The sequence below is a fragment of the Chryseobacterium fluminis genome (assembly GCF_026314945.1).
Classification (GTDB): Bacteria; Bacteroidota; Bacteroidia; order Flavobacteriales; family Weeksellaceae; genus Chryseobacterium; species Chryseobacterium fluminis.
This window is the reverse complement of record NZ_CP111121.1, coordinates 2545775-2569656: the sequence shown is the minus strand read 5'-3', so window position 1 is coordinate 2569656 and position 23882 is coordinate 2545775. Positions and strand designations below refer to the sequence as shown.

General features: G+C 38.3%; 18 protein-coding genes. 14 read left to right on the top strand and 4 right to left on the bottom strand.

Annotated features, from left to right (window positions below; translation table 11 throughout):
• Window positions 1–7: 7 nt before the first annotated feature.
• Window positions 8–1762, bottom strand: coding sequence for an aspartate--tRNA ligase (gene aspS / locus ODZ84_RS11720; RefSeq protein ID WP_266172489.1), 1755 nt, complete (start codon window positions 1760–1762; stop codon window positions 8–10).
• A 189-nt stretch (window positions 1763–1951) separates the two neighbouring features.
• Window positions 1952–2389: an ankyrin repeat domain-containing protein gene (locus tag ODZ84_RS11715; protein ID WP_266172487.1), complete on the bottom strand. Its 438-nt coding sequence runs from the start codon at window positions 2387–2389 to the stop codon at window positions 1952–1954.
• Between the two features lie 109 nt (window positions 2390–2498).
• Between ODZ84_RS11715 and ODZ84_RS11710 the strand changes: the two genes are divergently transcribed.
• Both ODZ84_RS11710 and ODZ84_RS11705 read left to right on the top strand, forming a co-directional pair.
• A complete protein-coding gene (locus ODZ84_RS11710) occupies window positions 2499–3893 on the top strand; it encodes an MATE family efflux transporter (RefSeq protein WP_266172485.1) in 1395 nt (464 codons plus the stop codon).
• A 170-nt stretch (window positions 3894–4063) separates the two neighbouring features.
• Window positions 4064–4180 (top strand): 30S ribosomal protein THX, encoded by a 117-nt coding sequence (locus tag ODZ84_RS11705; RefSeq protein ID WP_266172483.1) that lies wholly within the window; start codon window positions 4064–4066, stop codon window positions 4178–4180.
• 58 nt (window positions 4181–4238) lie between these two features.
• Here the strand turns inward: ODZ84_RS11705 and ODZ84_RS11700 are convergent, their stop codons facing one another.
• Together ODZ84_RS11700 and ODZ84_RS11695 are read right to left on the bottom strand one after the other, a co-directional pair.
• Complete coding sequence (locus tag ODZ84_RS11700) at window positions 4239–4901, bottom strand: DUF937 domain-containing protein (protein WP_266172482.1); 663 nt, start codon at window positions 4899–4901, stop codon at window positions 4239–4241.
• Window positions 4902–5020: 119 nt separating this feature from the next.
• Complete coding sequence (locus tag ODZ84_RS11695; protein WP_266172481.1) at window positions 5021–5530, bottom strand: DUF2480 family protein; 510 nt, start codon at window positions 5528–5530, stop codon at window positions 5021–5023.
• A gap of 156 nt (window positions 5531–5686) precedes the next feature.
• Between ODZ84_RS11695 and lpxB the strand changes: the two genes are divergently transcribed.
• The 12 genes from lpxB to ODZ84_RS11635 all read left to right on the top strand — a co-directional run bounded on the left by lpxB (window position 5687) and on the right by ODZ84_RS11635 (window position 23810).
• On the top strand, window positions 5687–6790 hold the full coding sequence (gene lpxB / locus ODZ84_RS11690) for a lipid-A-disaccharide synthase (RefSeq protein ID WP_266172480.1): 1104 nt from the start codon (window positions 5687–5689) through the stop codon (window positions 6788–6790).
• Between the two features lie 147 nt (window positions 6791–6937).
• Window positions 6938–8707, top strand: a complete 1770-nt coding sequence (locus tag ODZ84_RS11685; protein WP_266172479.1) for a ComEC/Rec2 family competence protein — start codon at window positions 6938–6940, stop codon at window positions 8705–8707.
• A 141-nt stretch (window positions 8708–8848) separates the two neighbouring features.
• Window positions 8849–9511, top strand: coding sequence for a succinate dehydrogenase cytochrome b subunit (locus ODZ84_RS11680; RefSeq protein WP_266172478.1), 663 nt, complete (start codon window positions 8849–8851; stop codon window positions 9509–9511).
• A 16-nt stretch (window positions 9512–9527) separates the two neighbouring features.
• On the top strand, window positions 9528–11540 hold the full coding sequence (locus ODZ84_RS11675) for a fumarate reductase/succinate dehydrogenase flavoprotein subunit (RefSeq protein ID WP_266172477.1): 2013 nt from the start codon (window positions 9528–9530) through the stop codon (window positions 11538–11540).
• Between the two features lie 5 nt (window positions 11541–11545).
• A complete protein-coding gene (locus ODZ84_RS11670) occupies window positions 11546–12127 on the top strand; it encodes a hypothetical protein (RefSeq protein ID WP_266172475.1) in 582 nt (193 codons plus the stop codon).
• A 24-nt stretch (window positions 12128–12151) separates the two neighbouring features.
• Window positions 12152–12919, top strand: coding sequence for a succinate dehydrogenase/fumarate reductase iron-sulfur subunit (locus ODZ84_RS11665; RefSeq protein ID WP_266172474.1), 768 nt, complete (start codon window positions 12152–12154; stop codon window positions 12917–12919).
• A 135-nt stretch (window positions 12920–13054) separates the two neighbouring features.
• The gene (locus tag ODZ84_RS11660) at window positions 13055–14608 is read left to right on the top strand and encodes a TlpA family protein disulfide reductase (RefSeq protein ID WP_266172473.1); all 1554 of its coding nucleotides are present in this window, start codon (window positions 13055–13057) and stop codon (window positions 14606–14608) included.
• A 106-nt stretch (window positions 14609–14714) separates the two neighbouring features.
• The gene (rlmD, locus tag ODZ84_RS11655; RefSeq protein ID WP_266172472.1) at window positions 14715–16127 is read left to right on the top strand and encodes a 23S rRNA (uracil(1939)-C(5))-methyltransferase RlmD; all 1413 of its coding nucleotides are present in this window, start codon (window positions 14715–14717) and stop codon (window positions 16125–16127) included.
• A gap of 31 nt (window positions 16128–16158) precedes the next feature.
• Window positions 16159–16635, top strand: coding sequence for a DUF6452 family protein (locus ODZ84_RS11650; RefSeq protein WP_266172471.1), 477 nt, complete (start codon window positions 16159–16161; stop codon window positions 16633–16635).
• Complete coding sequence (locus ODZ84_RS11645; protein ID WP_266172470.1) at window positions 16601–17260, top strand: DUF6048 family protein; 660 nt, start codon at window positions 16601–16603, stop codon at window positions 17258–17260. The genes ODZ84_RS11650 and ODZ84_RS11645 overlap by 35 nt, the downstream gene beginning before the upstream one ends.
• Before the next feature lie 194 nt (window positions 17261–17454).
• Window positions 17455–20349, top strand: coding sequence for a reprolysin-like metallopeptidase (locus ODZ84_RS11640; RefSeq protein ID WP_266172469.1), 2895 nt, complete (start codon window positions 17455–17457; stop codon window positions 20347–20349).
• Window positions 20350–20864: 515 nt separating this feature from the next.
• Window positions 20865–23810: a reprolysin-like metallopeptidase gene (locus ODZ84_RS11635; RefSeq protein WP_266172468.1), complete on the top strand. Its 2946-nt coding sequence runs from the start codon at window positions 20865–20867 to the stop codon at window positions 23808–23810.
• The last annotated feature ends 72 nt before the right edge of the window (window positions 23811–23882 follow it).

Sequence of the window (23882 nt, the reverse complement as noted above, 5' to 3'; positions counted from 1 at the left end):
TTCTGATTTATGCTTTTAAATTCAATCGTAATTCCAATTCGTCGAGCTGTTCATCAGCAATAGCTGCAGGTGCATCGATCATTACATCCCGTCCGGAATTATTCTTAGGGAACGCGATATAGTCTCTGATGACTTCATTGCCGTCAAGAATAGCTACCAGACGGTCAAATCCGAATGCCAGACCCCCGTGAGGCGGTGCTCCGTATTTGAAGGCGTTCATTAAAAATCCGAACTGCGCTTCTGCCTCTTCTTTGGAGAATCCTAAAAGGTCAAACATTCTTGACTGCAATTCTTTATCAAAAATTCTGATAGAACCTCCTCCGATTTCGTTTCCGTTCAATACCATATCGTACGCGTTGGCCCTTGCTTTTCCGGGATCAGTTTCCAGTAAGTGGATATCTTCAGGTTTCGGAGAAGTGAAAGGGTGGTGCATCGCGTGATAACGTCCGCTTTCCTCATCAAACTCCAATAATGGAAAATCTACTACCCATAGTGGAGCAAATACATCCCCTTTTCTTAAGCCTAAACGGTTTCCAAGCTCCATTCTCAATGCAGAAAGCTGAGTTCTCACCTTATGCTCGTTTCCGGAAAGGATCAACATCAGATCGCCTTCTTTTGCTCCGAATCTGTCGATGATTTTCGATAGATCTTCTTCGTTGTAAAATTTATTCACAGAAGAAGTTTTTACCCCATCATTCTGGAACTTCGCCCAAATCATTCCTGAAGCTCCGATCTGCGGTCTTTTTACCCAATCCACGAGCTCATCGATCTGTTTTCTTGTGTAATCCGCACATCCTTCTACATTGATTCCGACTACCAGTTCAGCTTCATCAAATATTTTGAAATCTTTTCCCTTTACCAGGTCGTTCAGTTCCACGAACTCCATTCCGAAACGGATGTCCGGTTTGTCATTTCCGTATTTCTGCATCGCATCTGCGAAAGTCATTCTTGGGAATGCTCCGAATTCCTGACCTGTAATATCTTTAATCAGCGTTTTCGTCATCCCTTCAAAGACATTCATGACATCTTCCTGCTCTACGAAGGCCATTTCACAGTCGATTTGTGTAAATTCCGGCTGCCTGTCTGCTCTAAGGTCCTCATCACGGAAACATTTCACGATCTGGAAATATTTATCCATTCCACCTACCATCAACAATTGTTTGAAGGTCTGTGGAGATTGTGGAAGAGCATAAAACTGTCCGGGATTCATCCTGCTTGGTACCACAAAATCTCTCGCTCCTTCCGGAGTGGACTTAATTAAAACAGGAGTTTCAACTTCAATAAATCCTTCATCTGAAAGATAATTTCTTACCTTTTGCGCCATCTTGTGACGGAAGATCAGTTTATCTCTCACCGGGGCTCTTCTGATATCCAGATATCGGTATTTCATTCTTAATTCTTCACCGCCATCCGTTTCATCCTCAATCGTAAAAGGGGGAAGCTGAGATTCGTTAAGAACTTCTAATTTTTCAACCAGAATTTCAATCTCTCCGGTTGGAATATTGGGGTTTTTGCTTACTCTTTCGATAACACGTCCTGTTACCTGAATGACAAATTCACGTCCCAGCTTTTTTGCGTTTTCCATTAATTCCGCTGTCGAACGGTCCTGGTCAAAAACAAGCTGGGTAATTCCGTAACGATCCCGAAGATCTATCCAAATCATAAATCCTTTATCGCGGATGGTCTGTACCCATCCCGATAGTGTAACTTTTTCATTAAGATGTTGAAGAGATAATTCTCCGTTTGTGTGCGATCGAAACATAAATATTTGTTTAAAGTTCAGTATATAAAATTCAGGGTTTCCGTTTTTACAGTTTAAAGTTTTGAATATCAAACCTGAAAAATAAAAACAGAACCATTGAATTTTCCGACTGCAAAGATAAGATTTTTGAAGGTTTTAAAAACAAAAAAACTCCCTTTCGGAAGTTTTTAAATGGTATTTTAAGCATTTTTATTTCAAAACTGAGGTCAGAGATTCTTGTTTATATTTCACAGCAATGTCTTTTGCTGTTTCCCCCTTTTCATTTTTCAGATTTTTTTGGGCTCCTTTTTTAAGAAGTGTTTTGGCAAGATCTGCTTTTCCATATCTTCCTGCAATCATTAATGGGCTTTGTCCGCCACAAATTTTATTAACATCGGCATTGTTGTCCACTAAATAACTGAAAATATTCTTCCGGTCGTATTTCACACTTAAGTTCAGTAAGCTGAAGGAGTTTTCTTTTACAGCAAAACATGTATTAAAATCATCCTTCGAAAAATTCTTCTTGAAAGCTTCAACCTGATCGGTCTGGAAGGCCTGCATTTGTTCTTTAGTTATTTCCTGTGCCCATAACAGATTAGCAAAAATTGAAATACCAAAGACTAATATTGTAGATACTGTTTTCTTCATGACCTATTTTTAATGAATATACAAAACTAAAGTAAATTTTTGACTCAACATACTAAGTTTTAATAAGATTTGAATTTGTACTTTTGAAACGGTGAGAAACGGATGCAAAATGAAAAAATATTTTGATTTTATACGGAAATCTTTAAGTGGAGAAGAGGTGGATTATACCAAAGTGAGTATTAGAAATGCCGTTCTTTTACTGGCTATTCCGATGATGCTGGAAATGGCCATGGAATCTGTCTTTGCTTTGGTAGATCTTTATTTTGTAGGGCATTTAAAAGAAAGCGGGTATGCCATACAGACTGTGGGGTTAACCGAATCTGTACTTTCTGTTATGTATTCTATTGCGATCGGAATGAGTATGGCGGCCACCGCTTTGGTCGCAAGACGGGTAGGAGAGAAAAATCCCGAACAGGCTTCAAAAAGTGCTGCGCAGGTAATACTGGTCTCTTTTGTAGTGACTTTTATCCTGAGCGTAGTGGGTGTGGTTTATGCTGAAGAGATTTTAGTGATGATGGGTTCAAAACCTGAAGCGGCAGCTTTCGGAAAAGATTTCACGAGAATTATGGTGGGAAGCAGTGTGATCATTATGCTTTTGTTTTTAATTAACGGAATCTTCAGGGGCGCGGGAAATGCTGCTGTTGCGATGAAAAGCCTGTGGATAGCCAATATTGCCAACATTATCCTTTGCCCGGTTCTGATAAAGGGTTTCGGGCCTGTCCCTGCAATGGGACTCACCGGTGCGGCTGTAGCAACAACGATCGGCAGAAGCATCGGGGTTCTTTATCAGCTGTATCACCTCCTCATTGCCGATTCTCAGATAAAAATCAGAAAAACCTATTTCGCTCCGGATCTTAAAATGATAAAATCAATCGTCAAAATTGCTACGCCGGGAATTTTTCAGTTCGTCATTGCTTCCTGCAGCTGGATATTTTTAGCGCAGCTGGTAGCCACTACAGGAGGGGAAAACGCTTCGGCAGGTTACCAGACGGCTCTCCGGCTGATGATGTTTTTTATGCTTCCTGCCTGGGGACTGAGTAATGCAGCGTCCACACTGGTCGGGCAGAATATGGGAGCCGGTGAAATGTTGCGTGCCGAACAGTCGGTGTTGAAAACAGTAAAGTATAACGTATTTTTTATGCTGACGGTAAGTCTTATATTTTTCTTTTTAGGGGATTTTCTTGTAAGCTTCTTTACAAAGGAAGCGGAGATCAAGAGTTTTGCTAAAAATGCCCTGCATATCATGAGTACCGGTTTTGTGTTCTATGGAATCGGAATGGTAATGATCAATGCCTTCAACGGAGCCGGAGATACCTGGACGCCGACGTGGGTAAATGTTCTCGGGTTCTGGCTTTTTCAGATTCCTTTAGCTTATTTTCTTTCGCGGCATTATGAAATGGGACCTAAGGGTGTTTTTATATCGATCCCGGCAGCAGAAACCTTAATCACGGTTCTCGCTTTTATGCTGTTCAAAAAAGGACGATGGAAAACGGTAAAAGTATAAACGGGGATCAGAGCGCGTCACATTATATCTTCATATGTATTTTTTAGTTTTGGAATTTTCAGTCTTAAGAACCTTAAGCAAATATTTTATAAAAATTTTAACAGCCTGATGCTTTGAATTCTAAGACATGTTTTTTAAATTCGTATTCATCAACAAAATACTTAAATATTATGGGAAAAGGAGATAAGAAATCCAAAAGAGGAAAAATTAACAATGGAAGTTATGGTAAAAGAAGACCTAGGAAAGCTTCGAAATCTCACACAGCTTCAGAGGAAAAAGCGAAGTAATCAAAAATAAAAAAGACCAAAGATTCTCTCTGGTCTTTTTTGATATTACAAAATTAAATTATTTTCCGAACAGTCCGCCAAGGAGATCTCCCAATCCGCCTCCGCTCTGCTTTTTATCCTGGTTATTGTTGTTACCTCCAAGAACACTTCCCAAAATGTCATTCAGCGGATTTCCTGAGGATTGAGATGAGTTCCCGCCAAGCATGCTGCCTAAAATATCATTCAGCGGACTGGATTGTTGATTCTGAGCCTGGTTAGAGGCATTTCCAAGGATTCCCCCCAACAGATCTCCCAAACCACCGGCTCCGACATTGTTCTGCTGTTTTTCTTTACCGATATAGCCCATGATAACAGGAGCCAGCATCGCTAATACAGGTCCGATTTTATCGATGGAAATTCCCGTATTCTGAGATAACCTGTTTTCTACATTTTGTTTATCGCCTCCAAAAATATGGTTCAGGATGGAACTTCCTTCTCCTTCTCTTGATTCTGCCTGTGAAACATCATTTAAAATACTTCCGTCATGGTCCTTATCCAATGCATTATTCAGCGCTTCAGCTTCTTTAGCATCCTGAGATTTGTTTCTTAGGTAAGAAATAATAAGCGGGGCAGCAACGGCTAATAAAGCCAGAATCTGATTTCTGCTGATTCCGAATTTATTTTCAGCTTTTTCGGCAACCTGGGTTCCGGTATTGCCTGTCAGTAGATCGATTAAACTCATAATTGTGTTTATTTAATTGTTAAGAGAATCAAAGTTATCAAAAAATATTCCCTAACCCTTTTTTTTAACAAAAATTATAACCAAATTTTAAGATATCCTATAAGGTGCTGATTTTCAGATTAATTTTTTAGAATAGGTACATTTGAACATGCTTCTCCGAACATTAAAGACTTGACAAGAGGCTGCAGCTGTTCCACCAATTCGATGTATGCATTTTCTGGAATTTCTTTGTCAGAACACCCTTTTACCAAAACCCGTTTTCCTCTCATTTCTTCAAAATCATAGGTCTGAACGGCGTTATGCATTAAAAGAACTTCCAGATCTTCACGGTTTCCGAAAACTATTTTTTTAGTTACCCCTGTAAGCTTTGCCGTGATTAAAAAATAAGCCCAAAGGGGAACAATCGCATCGGCAGAATTATAAATGTAGACGTAAGCATCCTGATAGTCTTCAGTATTAATAGCTGCTACTTTTTCGCGGAAGTCTTTTTCTTTTAAAATCATTTCCATGAAAAGAAAATCCTTAAGATCTATTCCTTTTCTCAGGCCCTTCGGAACAAGATCGGTAAGATCAAAATTGATTAAACCGCTTTCCGCAACTTTATTTCGGATTTCAAATTCTTCTGACATTTTTATCATTATCTTTGAACAAATTTACAAATTAAGATTTTATAACGGCTTATTTTGTTCTCTATTCCTATCATAGAAGCCTCCCATAATTCAGATGACCTTACAGAAAAATGAAAGGAGCTTTCAGGAAACTATAATAATAAGAGATTTCATAAGATGAAGTATTACATTATCGCAGGTGAAGCTTCCGGAGATTTACACGGAAGTAATCTGATAAAAGCACTTAAACAAAAAGATTCCCATGCAGAATTTCGTTTTTGGGGTGGTGATCTGATGGCGGCACAAGGTGGCATAATGGTAAAGCATTATAAAGATCTGGCTTTTATGGGCTTTTTGGAAGTGGCTAAAAACCTGCGTACGATTCTGAATAATATTAAATTCTGCAAGGAAGATATCAGAAACCACCGGCCGGACATTTTAATTCTGGTAGATTATCCCGGATTTAATTTAAGGATCGCAAAATTTGCAAAAGAACTCGGAATAAAAGTAATCTATTATATTTCTCCTCAACTCTGGGCCTGGAAAGAAGGCAGGGTAGAAGTGATCAGAAAATATGTGGATGAAATGATGGTGATTCTTCCCTTTGAAGAAGATTTTTATAAAAAACACGGTGTTCATTCTCACTTTGTCGGGCACCCTTTATTAGATGCCATTTCCGACCTCAAGGACATCAATATAGAGAATTTTAAATCGGAAAACAGGTTAAACGAAAAAGAAATCATTGCCCTTTTGCCGGGTTCCAGAAAGCAGGAAGTGGAAAAGATGCTGGACATTATGCTTTCCGTAAGACCCTATTTTAAAGAATATCAGTTTGTCATCGCCGGAGCGCCAAGTCTTCCGAAAGAATTTTATCAGAAATATACAGATGAAAATGTACACTTTGTTTCGAACAGAACCTATGATTTATTAAGGTGCTCGAAGGCAGCGCTCGTGACTTCCGGAACCGCAACCCTGGAAACAGCCTTATTAAATATTCCGGAAGTGGTCTGCTACAGAGGAAGTAAAATTTCCTACGCCATTGCCAAACGATTGGTCAAAAATATCAGTTACATCTCTTTAGTTAATCTGATTATGGATCGGGAAGTGGTAAAAGAACTCATTCAGAACAATCTTAATACGAAAAATCTTGTGGAGGAACTTAGAAAAATTATAGACGGCGAAAAGAGAATCGGGATTCTAAAGGAATACGAACTTTTACGACAGAAACTGGGCGGCAGCGGAGCAAGTGAAAAAGCTGCTGAGGTCATTTTAAAAGTTTAAATTATTGAATTATTTACCCATATCGTAGAAGTTTTTTCTGTGATTTTTATTTAATACACCGGAAATAGCCTGACTTTGGAAGTTCCGAAGTTTTGATTTGTGATTATTCAATTCTATCAATAGTTTTGGATACCGAAAATCATATGCTTGAATAAACAGCCGCTTTTCATTCTCGCTATCTGCTTTATCTCCGGAATTTTTTTTCAGGATTATTTTTGTCTGGATGAAGATATCTGTTTTTTGATCGTTGGATTTGCTGCGGTTATTATAATTTTTTCTTTTTTAACGTCCTACTTCTTTTTTAAAATCCGGCCTTATCTGTTGGGTTTTATGTTTTTTTCAATGGGGATTTTTATTCATAGACAGAATACTTTTTCATCTGAAAATATTTCCGTTCCCCGAAATGAAAATATTAAATTTAAAATTTCTAAAAAACTCAACACCAACGAGAAGAATAAAAAATATGAAGCAGTAATCCAGGCAGGACATCAACAATTCAATGCGGTAGTGTATATTCCGAAGGAGCACGGGGAATTGGATTTTATACACTATTATAAAGCTGACGCCTACCTTTCTGAGCCGAAACCTCCGCAATATGATTTCCAGTTTGACTATTCAAAATATCTTAACAGAAAAGATATCGGATACCAGTGCTATATTCCTGATGAGATCTTCGCTGCTCCAAAACCTGATGTGAATCTGAGAGAACAGTTTTCTCAGAAAAGGTTAAATGTTCTCCAAAATATCGATAGTACAGCCATGTCTTCACAAAGTCGCGAATTTCTTAAAGGAATCATCCTTGCCGACCGTACAGAAACAGATCCACAGACTGTGAAGGATTTTAACAGGTCCGGATTGGTACATTTCCTTGCTATTTCGGGGACTCATATCATTGTAATTTTCGGGTTGCTTCACTCCTTACTCGTCAGAATTTTTCCGTTTACATTGAGAAAGTATACCATTATTCTCAGTTTGATCTTTATATGGCTTTTTGCTGCATTTATAGGATTTGGAAATTCTGTAGTCAGGTCATGTATTATGTTGAGTGTATACTTTATTTATATTCTGCTGCAGAGAAAACCGGATCTGCTGCATGCTCTGGCACTATCGGCTCTTATTATTTTGATGATGGATACCCGGCAGATTTTTGATGTTGGCTTTCAGTTAAGCTTTTTGGCTGTCTTAGGAATTTTCTGGTTAAATCAGCCTATCTTAAAATATTTTCCGAAACAGGATCATTGGTTTAAAAAAATAATTTTTAATACCATTTCGATTTCGATCTCTGCACAGGTATTTACGCTACCGCTGGTTTTATATTATTTCCATCAGTTTTCATTGATTTCTATCGTAGCCAATTTCATCATTGTTCCATTTGCTGAACTCATTATTATCTTTTCGTTTTTAATGACAGGCCTGATTGCTTTTGAACTGGATTTTATGCTAATAAATAAAGCGTATGATATGGTCATTCATATTTTATTAGATGCTATCCACTGGTTTTCCGGTTTTCAAATCCCGTTTTTCGACAATATAGCAATGCATCTGATGGAGGTGATCTCACTTTACTGGATTATTTATCTGATGAGGTTTGCTATATTAAAACCAAGCATTAAAAATTCTGCAAAAATCATCATAGCTGCGTTCGGCTTTTTTATTTTGAGAATGGGTTTGAATTTTTATGAAGCTCAAAAAGCTGAAGTCCTGTTTTATGATTTTAAAAAATATAAAGTGTTGTCCATTAAGAAAAGAAGCAAGGTTTGTTTTTGGGTGGATGCTCATGCAGATCAAGAGAAAATTATTCAGTTTATTGTTAATCCCTATTGTTCATCAAGACGGATCAGTGGCATTGAAATCAGAAACTTTCCGGATTCGGCAGAAAGTGTGGTCTATGAAGGGAAAATGTATAATTTAAGATAAACGATGGTTTTTTGTATTTTATTTATGGATCACCGTAAGCTTCTTATTTAGAAAGATTACAAACTGTATAATTGTGAGATTTCTCACTTTTTGATGTAGTTAACATTTCTTAATTTTGTGGAAAATCAAATTTAAACTTATATGGCAGGTTTAACGAGTTCTACAATAGGTAGAAAATATGCTATGGCATTGTCAGCTCTATTTTTGCTGATATTTCTGGTGATGCACCTTTCTGTAAACCTTTTATCGGTTTTCGGTGAAGATGCTTACAACAATGCTTCGCAATTTATGGGGTATAATCCTCTTATTCAATTTATAATGCAGCCGGTTTTAATGTTTGCTGTAATTTTTCACTTTGTAATGGGCTTTGTGCTGGAAATTAAAAACCAAAAGGCGCGTCCGGTAAGATATGAATCAAACAATCCGTCTAACAACTCTACATGGATGTCACGAAATATGATTATTTCAGGGGCGGTGGTTCTGGCTTTTATCTTTCTTCATTTATATGATTTCTGGTTACATGAAATGAATTATAAATATGTGGACGGACTGCCTGTTGAAGAAACACGTTTCTGGGGAGATCTTCATGCAAAATTTGCAGATATCTGGAGAGTGGTTCTGTATATTATTTCCTTCATTTTATTGGGACTGCATTTGGGACATGGCTTCCAATCGTCTTTTCAGTCCATCGGAGCGAGACATCCAAAATATACACCTGTAATAATGGCTTTCGGAAAATGGTATTCGATCCTTATTCCAGCTGGTTTTGTATTTATCGCAATTTTTCATTTTATAACTCAATAATAATATCAATATACTTATGAGTAAATTAGATTCAAAAATTCCAGCAGGTCCGTTAAAGGATAAATGGAAAAATCATAAAGACCATATGAACCTTGTTGCACCCAACAACAGAGACAAAATTGATATTATTGTTGTAGGTACAGGTTTGGCAGGAGGTTCTGCTGCAGCTACTCTGGCTGAGCAGGGGTATAATGTGAAGGCATTCTGTTATCAGGATTCTCCGAGAAGAGCACACTCTATTGCTGCTCAGGGGGGAATTAACGCTGCTAAAAACTATCAGGGTGACGGTGACTCTACCTACCGATTGTTCTATGATACCATCAAAGGGGGTGACTACAGAGCGAGAGAGGCCAACGTTTACAGATTAGCTGAAGTTTCTGCAAATATTATCGACCAGTGTGTTTCTCAGGGAGTTCCTTTCGGAAGAGATTACGGCGGCCAGCTGGATAACCGTTCATTCGGCGGGGTTCAGGTAAAAAGAACGTTCTATGCAAAAGGGCAGACGGGCCAACAGCTATTGTTAGGAGCGTATTCTGCGATGAGCCGTCAGATCGGTAAAGGCAGAATCAAGATGTATAACCGTCACGAGATGTTAGATCTTGTAATCGTAGACGGGAAAGCCAGAGGAATCATCGCAAGAAATTTAGTAACAGGGGAGATTGAAAGACATTCTGCTCACGCTGTTGTTATCGCTTCGGGAGGTTATGGAAATGTATATTTTCTTTCTACCAATGCTATGGGTTCAAATGTCTCTGCAGCCTGGAAAATTCATAAAAAGGGAGCGTATTTTGCAAATCCTTGCTATGTACAGATTCACCCGACCTGTATTCCTGTTCATGGAACACAGCAGTCTAAACTGACTTTGATGTCTGAGTCACTAAGAAACTCCGGAAGAATCTGGGTCCCTAAGAAAATTGAAGATTCCGTAGCGATCAGAGAGGGTAAATTGAGACCTGAAAATATTAAAGAAGAGGATAGAGATTATTATCTGGAGAGAAGATATCCTGCATTCGGAAACCTGGTACCAAGAGACGTTGCGTCGAGAGCCGGTAAAGAAAGATGCGATGCTGGTTTCGGGATAGAAAATAATGATACTAAGGAAGGGGTTTACCTGGATTTCTCTACCGAGATCATTAAAAAAGGTAAAGAAGCTGCTATCGAAAAACATATCCATAATCCTACAGATCAGCAGATCTATGATTTAGGAAAAGCCTGGATCGAGGAAAAATACGGTAACTTATTCGTCATGTACGAAAAAATTACTGCTGATGATCCTTATAAAACCCCAATGAAAATCTATCCTGCAGTACACTACACAATGGGTGGTGTTTGGGTTGATTATAATTTACAGTCTACCATTCCCGGATGTTTCGTAATCGGTGAAGCAAACTTCTCGGATCACGGAGCGAACAGATTGGGAGCTTCTGCTTTGATGCAAGGTTTGGCAGACGGATATTTCGTTCTTCCTTATACCATTGCAGATTATCTTTCAGCAGACATCAGAACAGGAACGATCCCTACGACTTCCGGTGAATTTGATCAGGCTGAAAAAGAAATTAAAGATAAGATCAATTTCTTCTTAAATAATAAAGGAAAGTATTCAGTAGATCACTTCCACAAAAAATTAGGACACATTATGTGGAATAAAGTAGGAATGGGAAGAACTCCTGAAGGATTGAAAGAAGCTATTGCTGAAATTGCACAGGTGAAAAAAGAATTCTGGGCAGATGTAAAGGTCCCTGGTGATGCTGATGGAATGAATACTGAACTTGAAAAAGCTTTCAGAGTCGCAGACTTCATTGAACTGGGACAATTAATGGCAATCGATGCATTACACAGAAACGAATCTTGTGGAGGGCATTTCAGAGAAGATCATGCTACTCCTGAAGGTGAAGCAGAAAGAGATGATGTTAACTTCAAATACGTAGGTGCCTGGGAATATCAGACAGATGATATCACAACGGAAGTTCTGCATAAAGAAGATCTGATCTACGAAAATATTGAAGTTAAAGCAAGAAGTTACAAATAATAGATATGGAGATTTTAAAAAAAGTATCATTATTTTTTGTAGTCCTCTTGGGGTTTTCTACGATTTTCGCACAGAAAGTAACGACTCAGCCTATTGATAAGCCTTCCGAAGGAAAATCGTTGGTTTATATCTTAAAAACCGGTGCCGGGATGTTAATTAATTTCAGAGTGTACGACAAAGATCTTTTTCTGGGACCTATTTCATCGGGTAAATATCTGGTTTACGAATGTGAGCCGGGAGAACATGTGTTTTGGGCCGGTGCAGAGAATAGAGATTATGTGGAAGCCAATCTTGAACCTAATTCTGTATATGTTATCAATGCAGAAGGACAAATGGGAGCTTTTGTTGCCGGTGTCAATCTGAAACCTCTGAAACCTACAGAATTCAGAGACAAAAAACTTTTTTATCAGATTATTAAAGGAGATACTAAAAAAGTATACGAGAAATTACAGGACGATAAATCTGAAAATGTTGCTAAGGCAATAGAAAAATATCAGGAGTTAAAAAATAAAAACTCAACCAAAATTGCAGTTCTAACTTCAGATATGAAATTTGAAAATGCTGATAAACCGGAAAAAAACAAATAATCTCCAACCAATAAATATAACATTATGAGTGCAAAAAAAGGCTTACATCTTACGCTGAAAATTTGGAGACAAAAAAATAACAAATCTAAAGGTCAGTTTGAGACTTATAAAATATCGGATGTTTCCACAGATTCTTCATTCTTAGAAATGCTGGACATCCTGAACGAAAATCTTATTAACGAAGGAAAAGAGCCTATCGCTTTCGATCACGACTGTCGTGAAGGAATCTGCGGGATGTGTTCTCTTTACATCAATGGTAGAGCACATGGTCCGGATACAGGAATCACAACCTGTCAGCTTCACATGAGAATGTTCAAAGACGGTGAAACCATCGTTATTGAACCTTGGAGAAGTGCTGCTTTCCCGGTTATTAAAGATTTAATAGTAGACAGAAGTGCATTTGACCGGATTATGGCTGCCGGTGGGTTCATTTCAGTGAATACCTCAGGAAATACTTTGGATGCCAATGCTATTCCGGTACCTAAAGAAGATGCAGACAAAGCGATGGATGCTGCTGCGTGTATCTCATGCGGAGCCTGTGTCGCTTCGTGTAAAAACGGATCTGCGATGCTATTCGTAGGAGCTAAGGTTTCTCAGTATGCTCTTTTACCTCAAGGTAGGGTAGAAGCCAAAAGAAGAGTTCTGAATATGGTGAAAGCGATGGACGAAGAAGGTTTCGGTAACTGTTCAAACACGGGTGCTTGTGAAGTGGAATGTCCAAAAGGAATCTCTTTGGAAAATATTGCCAGAATGAACAGAGAATACATGGCAGCGCTTGCTGACAGAGGATAATCTGCATTAAGATATCATAAAAAATCGTCTCCTCACCGGATGGCGATTTTTTTTAGTTAAATCTTTCATAAAAGTACTATTTAATTGCATTTAGTATATCTAAAAACTTATTTTTGCGTAATTATAAAATTCAAAATGAAAAAATATCTTTTATTGTTTATCATCGCTGTTTTTGCGATGTCTTGCTCTAAAAAAGTTGAAGTAAAAGGAAAAATCACAGGAGGATCTCCATTAGAAAGAATCGAGTTTATTGAAGCGTCAGGTGTTGCCACTTTACCGTTGGCCAATATCGGAATGAAGAATGACGGAACATTTGCAGGAAGCTTTGAGGCTCCTAAAAATGGGATGTACGTAATTTCTTATGGGGGAAAACAGAATTTGGTATATTTAAAAGGCGGTCAGACGCTTGAAATTTCAGGGAACGGACTGACTTTCCCTACTGAATATGTGATCACAGGTGATGCTAAAAAGAATAATGATTTCTTTACAGCCACTCAGAAATATCTGGGTAACTATGCTCAAACTGTTAATATGAGAGAGCTGATGACCAAAGATGAGAAAACTTTTATTAGGGGTGTACAGAAAGTACAAACCGATGTTGAAAAAAACATTGACGAAAATGTTAAAAAATTCAGTCCGGATAATGAAGTGGTTGCCTGGAAGAAAAATGATATTGCAAGCACCATCCTTTCCATTATGAGTCAATACGAAATGACGAAAGGGCAGATGTCGGGGAACCCTTCTTTCAAGGTATCTAAAGTTTTTACCGATTACGAAAATAAGTTACAGGAAAATAAAGATCAGATGGTAAAAGAAAATCCTGCATACAGAAGCTACCTTTTATCAAAAATGAGTCCTGACTTCCAGAAATATGCTGAAGCAAAAAGCAAAGGAAAAACAGACATTACGACTTCAGAATTATTCAATGAATTTTTGAAAGGTAAAAAAGATCTTTCCCAGACAACGAAGGATTATCTCCTGGCTTTTGTGATGGCTCAATCGGATATTCATCCCGGAACTCCGGCTAAAACTACCGATAAACTCAAAAAAATTATTTCTGATGATATTAAAGATGCTACCATTAAAAGCGATTTAGAAAAAATTCAGATTGCTGTAAGCGGTCCTAAAGTTGGGGAACCGGCTCAGGATGCATCATTACTTAAACAGGACGGAAAAACATATAAGCTTTCAGAGAACAAAGGAAAACCCTATATGTTGGTATTTTATGCATCTTGGAATCCTTATATAGGAGAAGCTACTGTTCCGGTTTTGAAAGAGGTGGTTAACTTCTACAAATCTAAAATGAATTTTATTTTTGTAAACGTAGATGATACAAAAGAACAATTCACAAAGACCAGCAGTTCTTTATTAAAAGGAATTCCAGGAACTAATGTTTATGCTGACGGAGGCTTGAATTCTGATATTGCAAAAAAATACGGAGTATACGGATTTAAACTTCCTTGTTTTGTTATTGTAGATAAAGACGGAAAAATTGCAGCGAGATCATTTGTAAATCTTGGTGATCCGGAATTGGTTACAGTACTAGACAAGCAGACAGGGCTTTCTGCCCCGAAAGTAGATCCTACCGCTCAGTTACAGCAGCAGGGTATGGATCCGTCAGCGGTTCAGCCAGTACCTCCGGCGCAGGCTCCTCAGCAGGGGAATCCTCAACCGGCTCAGACAAAATAATTTAAATTCATTATATATAGAAACCTTATCTACGGATAAGGTTTTTTTTGTTGTATTTTTGCAAATTGAAATCGTAAGATTTTATTGGGAAATAGAAAATTTTAGAATGAGTAAGAGAAAAAAGAATAATTTAGTTCTTGAAAATATAAAGCTTTTGAATGCAGGAGCTAAAGGGGTCGCGGTTGGAAGAACGGAAGAGGGAAAAACAGTTATTGTTTCAGGAGCCATTCCAGGCGACATTGTGAATGTAAGAGTGAAAAAGGCAAAGTCGAAATACTATGAGGGAGAAGCTGTTGAAGTCCTTGAAAGATCACCTTACAGAGTAGAACCCAGATGTATTCATTTCGGAGTTTGCGGGGGCTGCAAATGGCAGAATATGAGTTATGAAAAGCAACTGGACTTCAAGCAGGAGGAAGTTTATAACAATATTAAAAGAATCGGAGGAATTGATGATTTTGAAACTATTCCGATTTTAGGGTCTGAAGAACAGTATTTTTACAGAAATAAAATGGAATTTTCATTTTCGAACGCTCGTTGGCTCACTCAATATGAGATCAGTTCTGAGGAGAATTTTGGAAGTAAGGATGCTTTAGGATTTCATATCCCGGGAATGTGGAGTAAGATCCTGGACCTTAAAGAATGTTATCTCCAGGAAGATCCTTCTAATGCGATCCGTTTAGCGGTTAAAAAATACGCTGTAGATCAAGGTCTGGATTTCTTTGATGTTAAAAATCAGGAAGGATTTCTGAGGACATTAATGATGAGACAGAATTCGAAAGGAGAATGGATGGTTCTTTTCCAGCTTTACAGAGAAGAAAAAGAAAACAGAGAAAACCTTTTCAATTTTCTTTTGGCCCAGTTTCCACAGATTAAAACGTTAGTCTATGCGATCAATCCGAAACCCAATGATTCCATCTATGATCTGCAGGTGAATATCTATTCCGGAGAAGGATTTTTAATGGAAGAAATGGACGGACTGAAGTTTAAAATAGGTCCGAAGTCATTCTTTCAGACCAACTATAAGCAGGCACTGGAATTGTATAGAAAGACCCTTGAATTTGCAGATTTAAAAGGCGATGAAGTAGTTTATGACTTGTATACTGGAACAGGAACTATTGCGCAATATGTAGCAAGAAATGCAAAACAGGTCATCGGAATCGAATCTGTGCAGGAAGCCATCGATGCCGCTATCGAACATGCCGAACTTAACGGTCTTACCAATACTACATTCTACTGTGGAGATATGAAAAATGTCTTTAATGACGAGTTTCTGGAAAATCATCCGAAAGCAGATGTATTGATCACAGATCCACCAAGAGATGGGATGCATCAGAAGGTAGTAGAGCAGATCCTGAAGCTTGCTCCTGAAAAAGTAGTGTATGTAAGCTGTAATTCTGCCACCCAGGCGAGAGATCTTGCTTTAATGAAAGATCATTATACACTGGTCAAAATCTTACCGGTAGATATGTTTCCGCAAACGCATCACGTAGAGAATATTGCATTACTGATAAAAAAATAATTATTTAAATTTGAAATTCCTGATTATTCATATGAAGTATTTTAAATTTCTTTTATTGATCTGTGCCATTGGAACCATGGTTTCATGTGGGGGAGATGATGATATCTGTGAAAGCGGAGAAGGAACTCCAAGATTGAAAGTATCATTTAAAAATGCAGAAACGGGCAAAACGCTTATCGTAGATTCTTTATATGTATCTGTAGATTACGGGTCTGGTAAGGTGGCTTTGGGGAAAACGGCTAATAATGAATCCCGGTTAATTCCACTGCGTGTTGACGATTCCCCTTTTACAGATCTTTATTTTAAAACACGACTCAACGGCTCGGAATCTAAGGTAAGGGTTAACTATTCTACTAAAAATACCTACGTATCACCCGGATGTGGAATTAAGAAATCATACGAAAATTTAAGTTCAGAATTAGTAACGCCTAGCCCGGTTCAGAAACTGGAATTAGGATTAAATCAAATAGAGAATGAAGACAAGACTAATCTTTACCTTCTTTTTTAGTTGTATGAGCCTGCTGAGTTTTGCGCAGGATAACAAAGAAGTGGAAAAAGAGAAATGGAAATATGAACCGAATTTTATGGTAGGTTTTGATGTTCTTAATTTGGGCGCTTCGTTCTTTTCGGACAGACAACTGTTTCAGGGATTCATCTCTTCACGAATAAAAGGGGATCTGCATGCTGTGGCAGAGGCCGGTTTTGATAAAAATATATATCAGAAAAATGGCTATGATGTAAAAGCGAATGGCCCATTTTTAAAGTTAGGTGCGTTTTATATGCTGGCCAAAGATGCAGAAAACGCCTTTAATGGTTTTTATGCAGGAGGTAAAGCAGGAGGGTCTTTCTACACCCAGGAGTATATGGCCGTGCCGGTGCGTGGATATGGGGGGAGCAGCTCTTCTGTAGCATTTCCTTCTTCATCACAGTCATCATACTGGCTGGAAGGAACTCTTGGAGGGCGTGTTCAGCTCTTTGAATCTGATTTTTATATAGATGTAAATCTTCAGCCAAAATATATGATATTCACAACGAAGCAGGATGACATTCAGCCAATGATCATTCCGGGATTCGGGAAAAGTTCTTCCAAGTTCAATATGGGATTTGCATGGAGTATTGCCTACAAATTTTAGAATACAGCATTGTTGTAAAAAATATCCCGTGAAGCCTTAAGAATTTTCTTAGGGCTTTTTTATTTTATCATTATTATTTTCAATTAAAATATTTTAATTAACAGAGATTTAATGGGTAGTTTTAAATTTTTATATATTTTTTAGCTTTTTGTTTTTCGATGTAATATTTTTGAGCTTGAATAAATAACGCTTATATGAAAAAAATATTTATCTCCTTATTATTGAGTTTAATCGGAGGTAGCGCATGTGCCCAATGGGTTCCTGCTGCATTGAATGATGATTCACAAAAAACTTCCGATTCCCGCAGCTATTATAAACTTGATCTTGATAAGATCAGAACTCAGCTTGCAAAAGCTCAGGAAACTGGGAAAAATGCTAAGCCGGTAGAGATTTTATTGCCTACCCTGAGTGGAAAAATTGAAAGATTTGCAGTGTACAGTTTTCCTGTTGTCGTGAAGGAACTGGCCGAAAAGTATCAATTAGGCTCCTATGTAGGGGTAGGGATAGATGATCCTTCGAAATATGTAAGATTTTCTGTTGCTCCCAATGATTTTCAGTCTATGATGATTAAAGATGGAAGTTATGAATTTATAGATCCTCAGAATAAAGATAAGACAATATATAGAGTACATCCAAAAACCAATAAAGACAAAAATGGTTTTATGTGTTCTACCAATGAACATCAGCTTTCTAAAAAGGAAATCGAAGACCTTTTCGCAAAAGGAAATTCATTTACCCATCAGCCGACTGACTTTACAAAAACATCGGATAAGAAATTTCGTACCATGAGATTGGCAATATCTGCAACAGGGGAATACACAGCCTATCACGGCGGTACTGTGGCAGGGGCTGTTGCTGCCATTAATGCTACGATGACAAGAGTAAACGGGGTTTTTGAAAAAGATCTTGCCGTACATCTGAATGTGCAGAATTTCCCGGATATAATATACACAGACGCCGCTTCAGACCCATATACAACAAATATTGGTCTCACATTACAACAGGTTCTTACCATAAATGTAGGAAATGCAAATTATGATATCGGGCATGTATTTAATGCGGCAAACAAAGACGGATCTGCCGGATGTTTAGGTTGCGTTTGTACCGATCCTCATTTTTTTAAGCCGGAAGCGAAAGGTTCCGCATATAGTCAGACAACAAGTCCTGTAGGAGATGACTTTGATATTGATTTCGTCGCCCATGAAATGGGGCATCAGTTGGGAGCTCACCACACTTTCTCTACGAATCTTGAAGGATCGGGAGTACAGGTAGAACCGGGCTCAGGATCTACAATTATGGGTTACGCAGGGATTACAGGCATAGATACTGATGTTCAGGCTCATTCAGATCCATATTTTCATATTGCAAGCATTAAAGAAATTCAGACGAATTTAAGGAATAAGACCTGTGACGTCGAAACAGCAATGACCAATAATCCACCAGTGATTGCAGCATTACCTACTTATAATATTCCTAAAGGAACCGCTTTTGTTCTGACAGCATCTGCTACTGACCCGGAAAATGATCCGCTGACTTATACCTGGGAAGAGGTAGATAATGCTACTGTAACAACAAATAAAAATAATTTGGGAACCACTACGACCGGAGCTACTTTCAGATCGGTAAGCCCGGCTTCCAGTCCCACCCGGTATTTTCCCAAACTATCATCGGTTTTAGCGGGCACTCTTAATAATAATTTAAACACATGGGAATCTGTTTCTGCAGTTGCGAGAATAAGTAAGTTTGCCGTGACAGTAAGAGATAATCATAACATACCAACCCAGCAGCAGACTCAATATGCTGAACAAACAATTGTTGTAGGAAATGACGGACCGTTTAAAATTAATACGACACAAGTGTATCACAATATTTCGTCTCCTGTCTCCTGGGATGTAGCCAATACCAATGCTGCGCCTTATAATTCTCCGAATGTTAAAATAGATTACACCACCGATAATGGTTCAACATGGACTATTCTTACTGCATCTACAGGGAATGACGGATCTGAAAGCTTTAATTTTCCTGCTGCCTTAAACGGGCAGAATATTAAATTAAGAATATCCTCTATCGGGAATGTTTTTTACGCGGTAAAACAGATATCTGTAACTACTACTCCTATTTGTGACGGAAGTGCGCCTACCCTTGTAACAGTAGAAAATATTACAGCATCTTCAGCTAAGGTAAATTGGAGTAGTGTGTTAGGAGCTGCTTATCAGGTCAGATATAAAAAGACTACCGATGTATCATGGCAACAAACAACTTCTGCAACTAATAGTATAACATTAAGTGGTTTGGCATCTGACAGTAAATATGATGTAGAAGTGGCTGCCGTCTGTTCAGGGGCTGTAGGAACCTATAGCACAACCAAGCAATTTACAACGCTTAGCACCATTACTTATTGTACTATAAAAACTTCATCTTCCAACGATGAATATATTTCAAATGTGACCTTAGCTAATATTAATAATAATTCGGGAGCCGGGAATTATACAGACTACGGAACAGACCCCGCCAAAACGATAAATCTTATAAGCGGAACAAATAATATGATCTCTGTCACCATAACCTGGACTGCCGGCGTCAATCCCGAAGCAGTGAGGGCTTGGATAGACTTTAATAGAAACGGAATATTTGAAGCCAGTGAAATGGTTATGGATGCGCAAACGAGTAGCAATCCTACCGTGAGTTCAACATTTTCTGTTCCTGTCACCGCAGTACTGAATCAAAAACTTAAAATGAGAGTGGCACTTCGGTATAATATTTCACCTGAAGCATGTACTTCCTATGCATTTGGAGAAGTGGAAGATTATAATGTCATTGTTTCAAGTCCCCTAACGTTAAGTACAGTAGAGCAGAATGATTCTGGAAATGACATTCAGGTATATCCTAATCCAACTTCAGATATTCTATATATTACAAAAGTATCAGATAAGGCAGACTTCGAGATTCATAATGCGGCAGGACAGCTGGTTAAGAGTGGAGTAATTAATAATAATCGGGTACAGGTGGAGAGTTTGATCACGGGTGTATATATCATTACGATTAAAGATAAGGGAATATCCAAAATAATAAAATTTATAAAGAAATAAACCTTTACATTCATTTTTTCATGGAATATAATAAAAGCTCTGGGATCTCTCAGAGCTTTTGTTCAATCTATATGTAAGGTTATATTGTTTGGCATTCTAAAAAGGAAACTAATGCACTTTGAAGTTTAATTATGGCAGGCAGTATTTCCAAAACTAAAAATAAACCTTATGAACAGTTACTGCCGCTCACTTAGTCTGGCAGTTTTGTGTTATTGCGCATAAGGTAGTAAAAGGAGACGCCAAATTCTTCTACATGGTGATGTATACAAGGGTGCTGTTAAGTTTATAAAATATTTAAACTGTTAAATTGGTAAAAGAAATAAATCTTTTTATGAAAATTTTTCATCGGAAATAATAAAGGCGCTAACATAATTCAGCGCTTTTGTTGTTGGAAAAATATCCATTTAATGGTGTATTGTTTATTTTGTTCTAAAAAAAAAGAAAATAGTATGATTTTTTTTTGGTTTTTATGATAATCTGTGGTTATTTTTGAGAAGTTAAAAAATAGTCCTTTTATGAAAAAACTCATTACTACTTTATTTTGTAGTTTGATCGGTACTTCTGCCATTGCGCAGTGGTCACCTGCGCAAGCGCCAAAGAGAGGTACAGAACTCTCTGCGGTGCATGGCGGCTATTACAAGTTAGATCTTAATAAGATCAAAGAGCAACTAAAGAATGCTCAGGAAACAGGTGCTAATGCAAAAGCTGTGGAGATTTCCTTACCTACCTTAAATGGGAAAATAGAAAAATTTGCAGTATATAGTTCTCCGGTTGTTGTAAAATCATTGGCTGATCAATATCAGCTTGGCTCTTATGTAGGAGTGGGTATTGACGATCCGGGTAAGTATGTAAGATTTTCGGTAGCTCCTAACGATTTCCAGTCTATGGTCATCAAAGACGGAAATTATGAATTTATAGAGCCTCAGTCTGCAGATAAAACGATTTACGGTATCCACCCTAAAGCAAAGAAAACTGAAGGAAAAGGTTTTTTATGCAGTACATCAGAAAGCCCTGCAGCAGTAAGCCAGATTGATCAGTTATTCCAAAACGGTCAGTCTTTTGCAAACCAGCCGACAGACTTCTCAAAAATGTCTGATAAGAAATACAGAACGATGAGACTTGTGATGTCTGTGACCGGTGAATATACAACGTTTCACGGAGGAACTGTTGCCGGAGCATTGGCAGGTATTAATGCTACGATGACCAGAGTTAATGGGGTATTCGAAAAAGATTTTGCATTAAAGTTAATCTTACAGGATTTTCAGAACGTAATTTTTACTGATGCAGCCACTGACCCTTATTCAGGCGCTACTGCAGGTGCAGGGGGAGCATGGAATCTTGAGTTACAGCAGACCCTTACGGCTAACGTGGGTAATGATAACTACGATATTGGCCACTTATTCGGAGCTTCCGGAGGTGGTGGTAATGCAGGATGTATCGGTTGTGTTTGTATCAACCCTACCACTGCTGTCCCTAAAGGAAAAGGCTCAGGATACACTTCTCCGGCTGACGGAATTCCTGCGGGAGATAATTTTGATATCGATTATGTGGCTCACGAATTGGGTCACCAGCTTGGTGCTAACCATACCTTCTCTCATGGTCTTGAGAATGCTCTTGTAAATGTAGAACCGGGTTCCGGATCTACGATTATGGGGTATGCAGGGATTACAGGAGCTAATACTGATGTTCAGGCACACTCTGATGCTTATTTCCACAAAGAAAGTATCAGACAGGTTCAGACTAACCTTATTGCTAAAACATGTGATGTAGAAACTGCAATGACCAATAATCCTCCTGTTATTGCGGCTTTACCTACTTATAATATTCCTAAAGGAACCGCGTTCGTATTAACCGCCTCTGCAACGGATCCTGAAAATGATCCTTTAACTTATACATGGGAGCAGGTTGACAATGCCAGTGTTACCATTAGTAAAATAAACTTAGGGAATACAAGTACGGGTGCTTCATTCAGATCTTTCGCGCCTACGACAAGCCCTACGAGATATTTCCCTAAGCTGGCTTCAGTATTGAATGGCGTTCTGGATAATACAAACAATGGTTGGGAATCTGTTTCTATAGTTCCGAGAACAACTAAATTTGCGGTAACGGTGAGAGACAATAATGCGAATACTGCGCAGCAGCAATCTCAGTTTGCAGAGCAGACAATCGTTGTTGGAAACAACGGTCCGTTCAAAGTAAACACTCAATATGCATCACACTCAGTGCCTACTGCTATTGAATGGGATGTTGCTGGTACTACAGCAGCACCTTATAGTGTGGCTAATGTGAAAATAGATTATACTACTGATAACGGGACAACATGGACGGTTCTTTCTGCCTCTACGGCAAATGACGGAACGGAAAACTTTACCCTACCGGCTTCATTGAATAATCAGACCATCAAAGTGAGAATTTCTGCTTTGGGTAATGTATTCTATGCTATTAAGAGTGTGAACGTAACTACATTCGCGGTTTGTGACGGTTCTGCACCTACAGGAATTACAACAAGTAATATTACGGTAAGTGGTGCTACCGTGAGTTGGGCGCCAATTTCAGGAGCTACTTATATTATAAGATATAAGAAAACTACTGAAACGACGTGGCAACAGACTACCTCAACTTCACCTTCTGTGACTTTGGCCGGTCTTGCTGATGCTACGGCTTATGAAGTTCAGATTGCTGCTGTTTGTTCAGGAACGCCTGGTACTTACTCTGCATCTGTAAACTTTACCACTGCAGGATTAAACTACTGTACTTCTAATACGGTTACAGCAGCAAACCTTTATATTTCAAAAGTACAGGTTGCAAATATCAATAATACTTCATTAGGAAGTACATACACCAATTATACGACTAACTCTGCTCTTCAGGTTAATCTTGTAAAAGGAACAAACTATTCTATGACCATCAACAGTAATATCGCTGCTTACGATGCAGCCATGGTATTTATTGATTATAACAGAGACGGAACTTTCGATGCTTCGGAAAGAGTTCTTAACTTCCCTGTAGCAAGTGTTGCTACTTATACAGGATCATTTACAGTTCCGACAACTGGCGTGGTTGAAAACCAACCGTTAAGAATGAGAGTTTTACTTGGATTTGCCGGGGCAGGAAATGCAGGATTGGCTGCACCAGCGACTTGGGTATGCGGAGTTAACTTTAACGATGGTGAGGTTGAAGACTATAATGTTGTAGTAGCGAGTTCCCTTGGAACAAGTGATCTTGCCAACCCTAAAGATGGGATCCAAATCTATCCGAACCCTGCGACTGACGTACTGAATGTTACTAAGGTTACAGATAAAGCTTCTTATAAAATCTACAGCGCTGCTGGTCAGTTAATTGGAAGTGGAAATGTCAATGATGGAAAAATCAATGTTTCTTCATTAATCAAAGGAGCATATGTGATTACCATAGACGACAAAGGACAGGATCTGTTCAGATCTAAATTTATCAAAAAGTAATAAAATACTTTAAACAATAATGAATCCTCAGGCTTTGCCTGGGGATTTTTTTTATTTTAAACCATAAGGTTA

Bases quoted from the DNA above. Each gene is read 5' to 3' on its own strand.
- ODZ84_RS11675 (WP_266172477.1), top strand. From the start codon at position 9,528: ATGAGTAAATTAGATTCAAAAATTCCAGCAGGTCCGTTAAAGGATAAA.
- ODZ84_RS11670 (WP_266172475.1), top strand. From the start codon at position 11,546: ATGGAGATTTTAAAAAAAGTATCATTATTTTTTGTAGTCCTCTTGGGG.
- ODZ84_RS11635 (WP_266172468.1), top strand. From the start codon at position 20,865: ATGAAAAAACTCATTACTACTTTATTTTGTAGTTTGATCGGTACTTCT.
- ODZ84_RS11710 (WP_266172485.1), top strand. From the start codon at position 2,499: ATGAAAAAATATTTTGATTTTATACGGAAATCTTTAAGTGGAGAAGAG.
- ODZ84_RS11645 (WP_266172470.1), top strand. From the start codon at position 16,601: ATGAAGACAAGACTAATCTTTACCTTCTTTTTTAGTTGTATGAGCCTG.
- ODZ84_RS11700 (WP_266172482.1), bottom strand. From the start codon at position 4,901: ATGAGTTTAATCGATCTACTGACAGGCAATACCGGAACCCAGGTTGCC.
- ODZ84_RS11705 (WP_266172483.1), top strand. From the start codon at position 4,064: ATGGGAAAAGGAGATAAGAAATCCAAAAGAGGAAAAATTAACAATGGA.
- lpxB (WP_266172480.1), top strand. From the start codon at position 5,687: ATGAAGTATTACATTATCGCAGGTGAAGCTTCCGGAGATTTACACGGA.
- aspS (WP_266172489.1), bottom strand. From the start codon at position 1,762: ATGTTTCGATCGCACACAAACGGAGAATTATCTCTTCAACATCTTAAT.
- ODZ84_RS11680 (WP_266172478.1), top strand. From the start codon at position 8,849: ATGGCAGGTTTAACGAGTTCTACAATAGGTAGAAAATATGCTATGGCA.
- ODZ84_RS11695 (WP_266172481.1), bottom strand. From the start codon at position 5,530: ATGTCAGAAGAATTTGAAATCCGAAATAAAGTTGCGGAAAGCGGTTTA.
- ODZ84_RS11715 (WP_266172487.1), bottom strand. From the start codon at position 2,389: ATGAAGAAAACAGTATCTACAATATTAGTCTTTGGTATTTCAATTTTT.
- ODZ84_RS11665 (WP_266172474.1), top strand. From the start codon at position 12,152: ATGAGTGCAAAAAAAGGCTTACATCTTACGCTGAAAATTTGGAGACAA.
- rlmD (WP_266172472.1), top strand. From the start codon at position 14,715: ATGAGTAAGAGAAAAAAGAATAATTTAGTTCTTGAAAATATAAAGCTT.
- ODZ84_RS11660 (WP_266172473.1), top strand. From the start codon at position 13,055: ATGAAAAAATATCTTTTATTGTTTATCATCGCTGTTTTTGCGATGTCT.
- ODZ84_RS11650 (WP_266172471.1), top strand. From the start codon at position 16,159: ATGAAGTATTTTAAATTTCTTTTATTGATCTGTGCCATTGGAACCATG.
- ODZ84_RS11640 (WP_266172469.1), top strand. From the start codon at position 17,455: ATGAAAAAAATATTTATCTCCTTATTATTGAGTTTAATCGGAGGTAGC.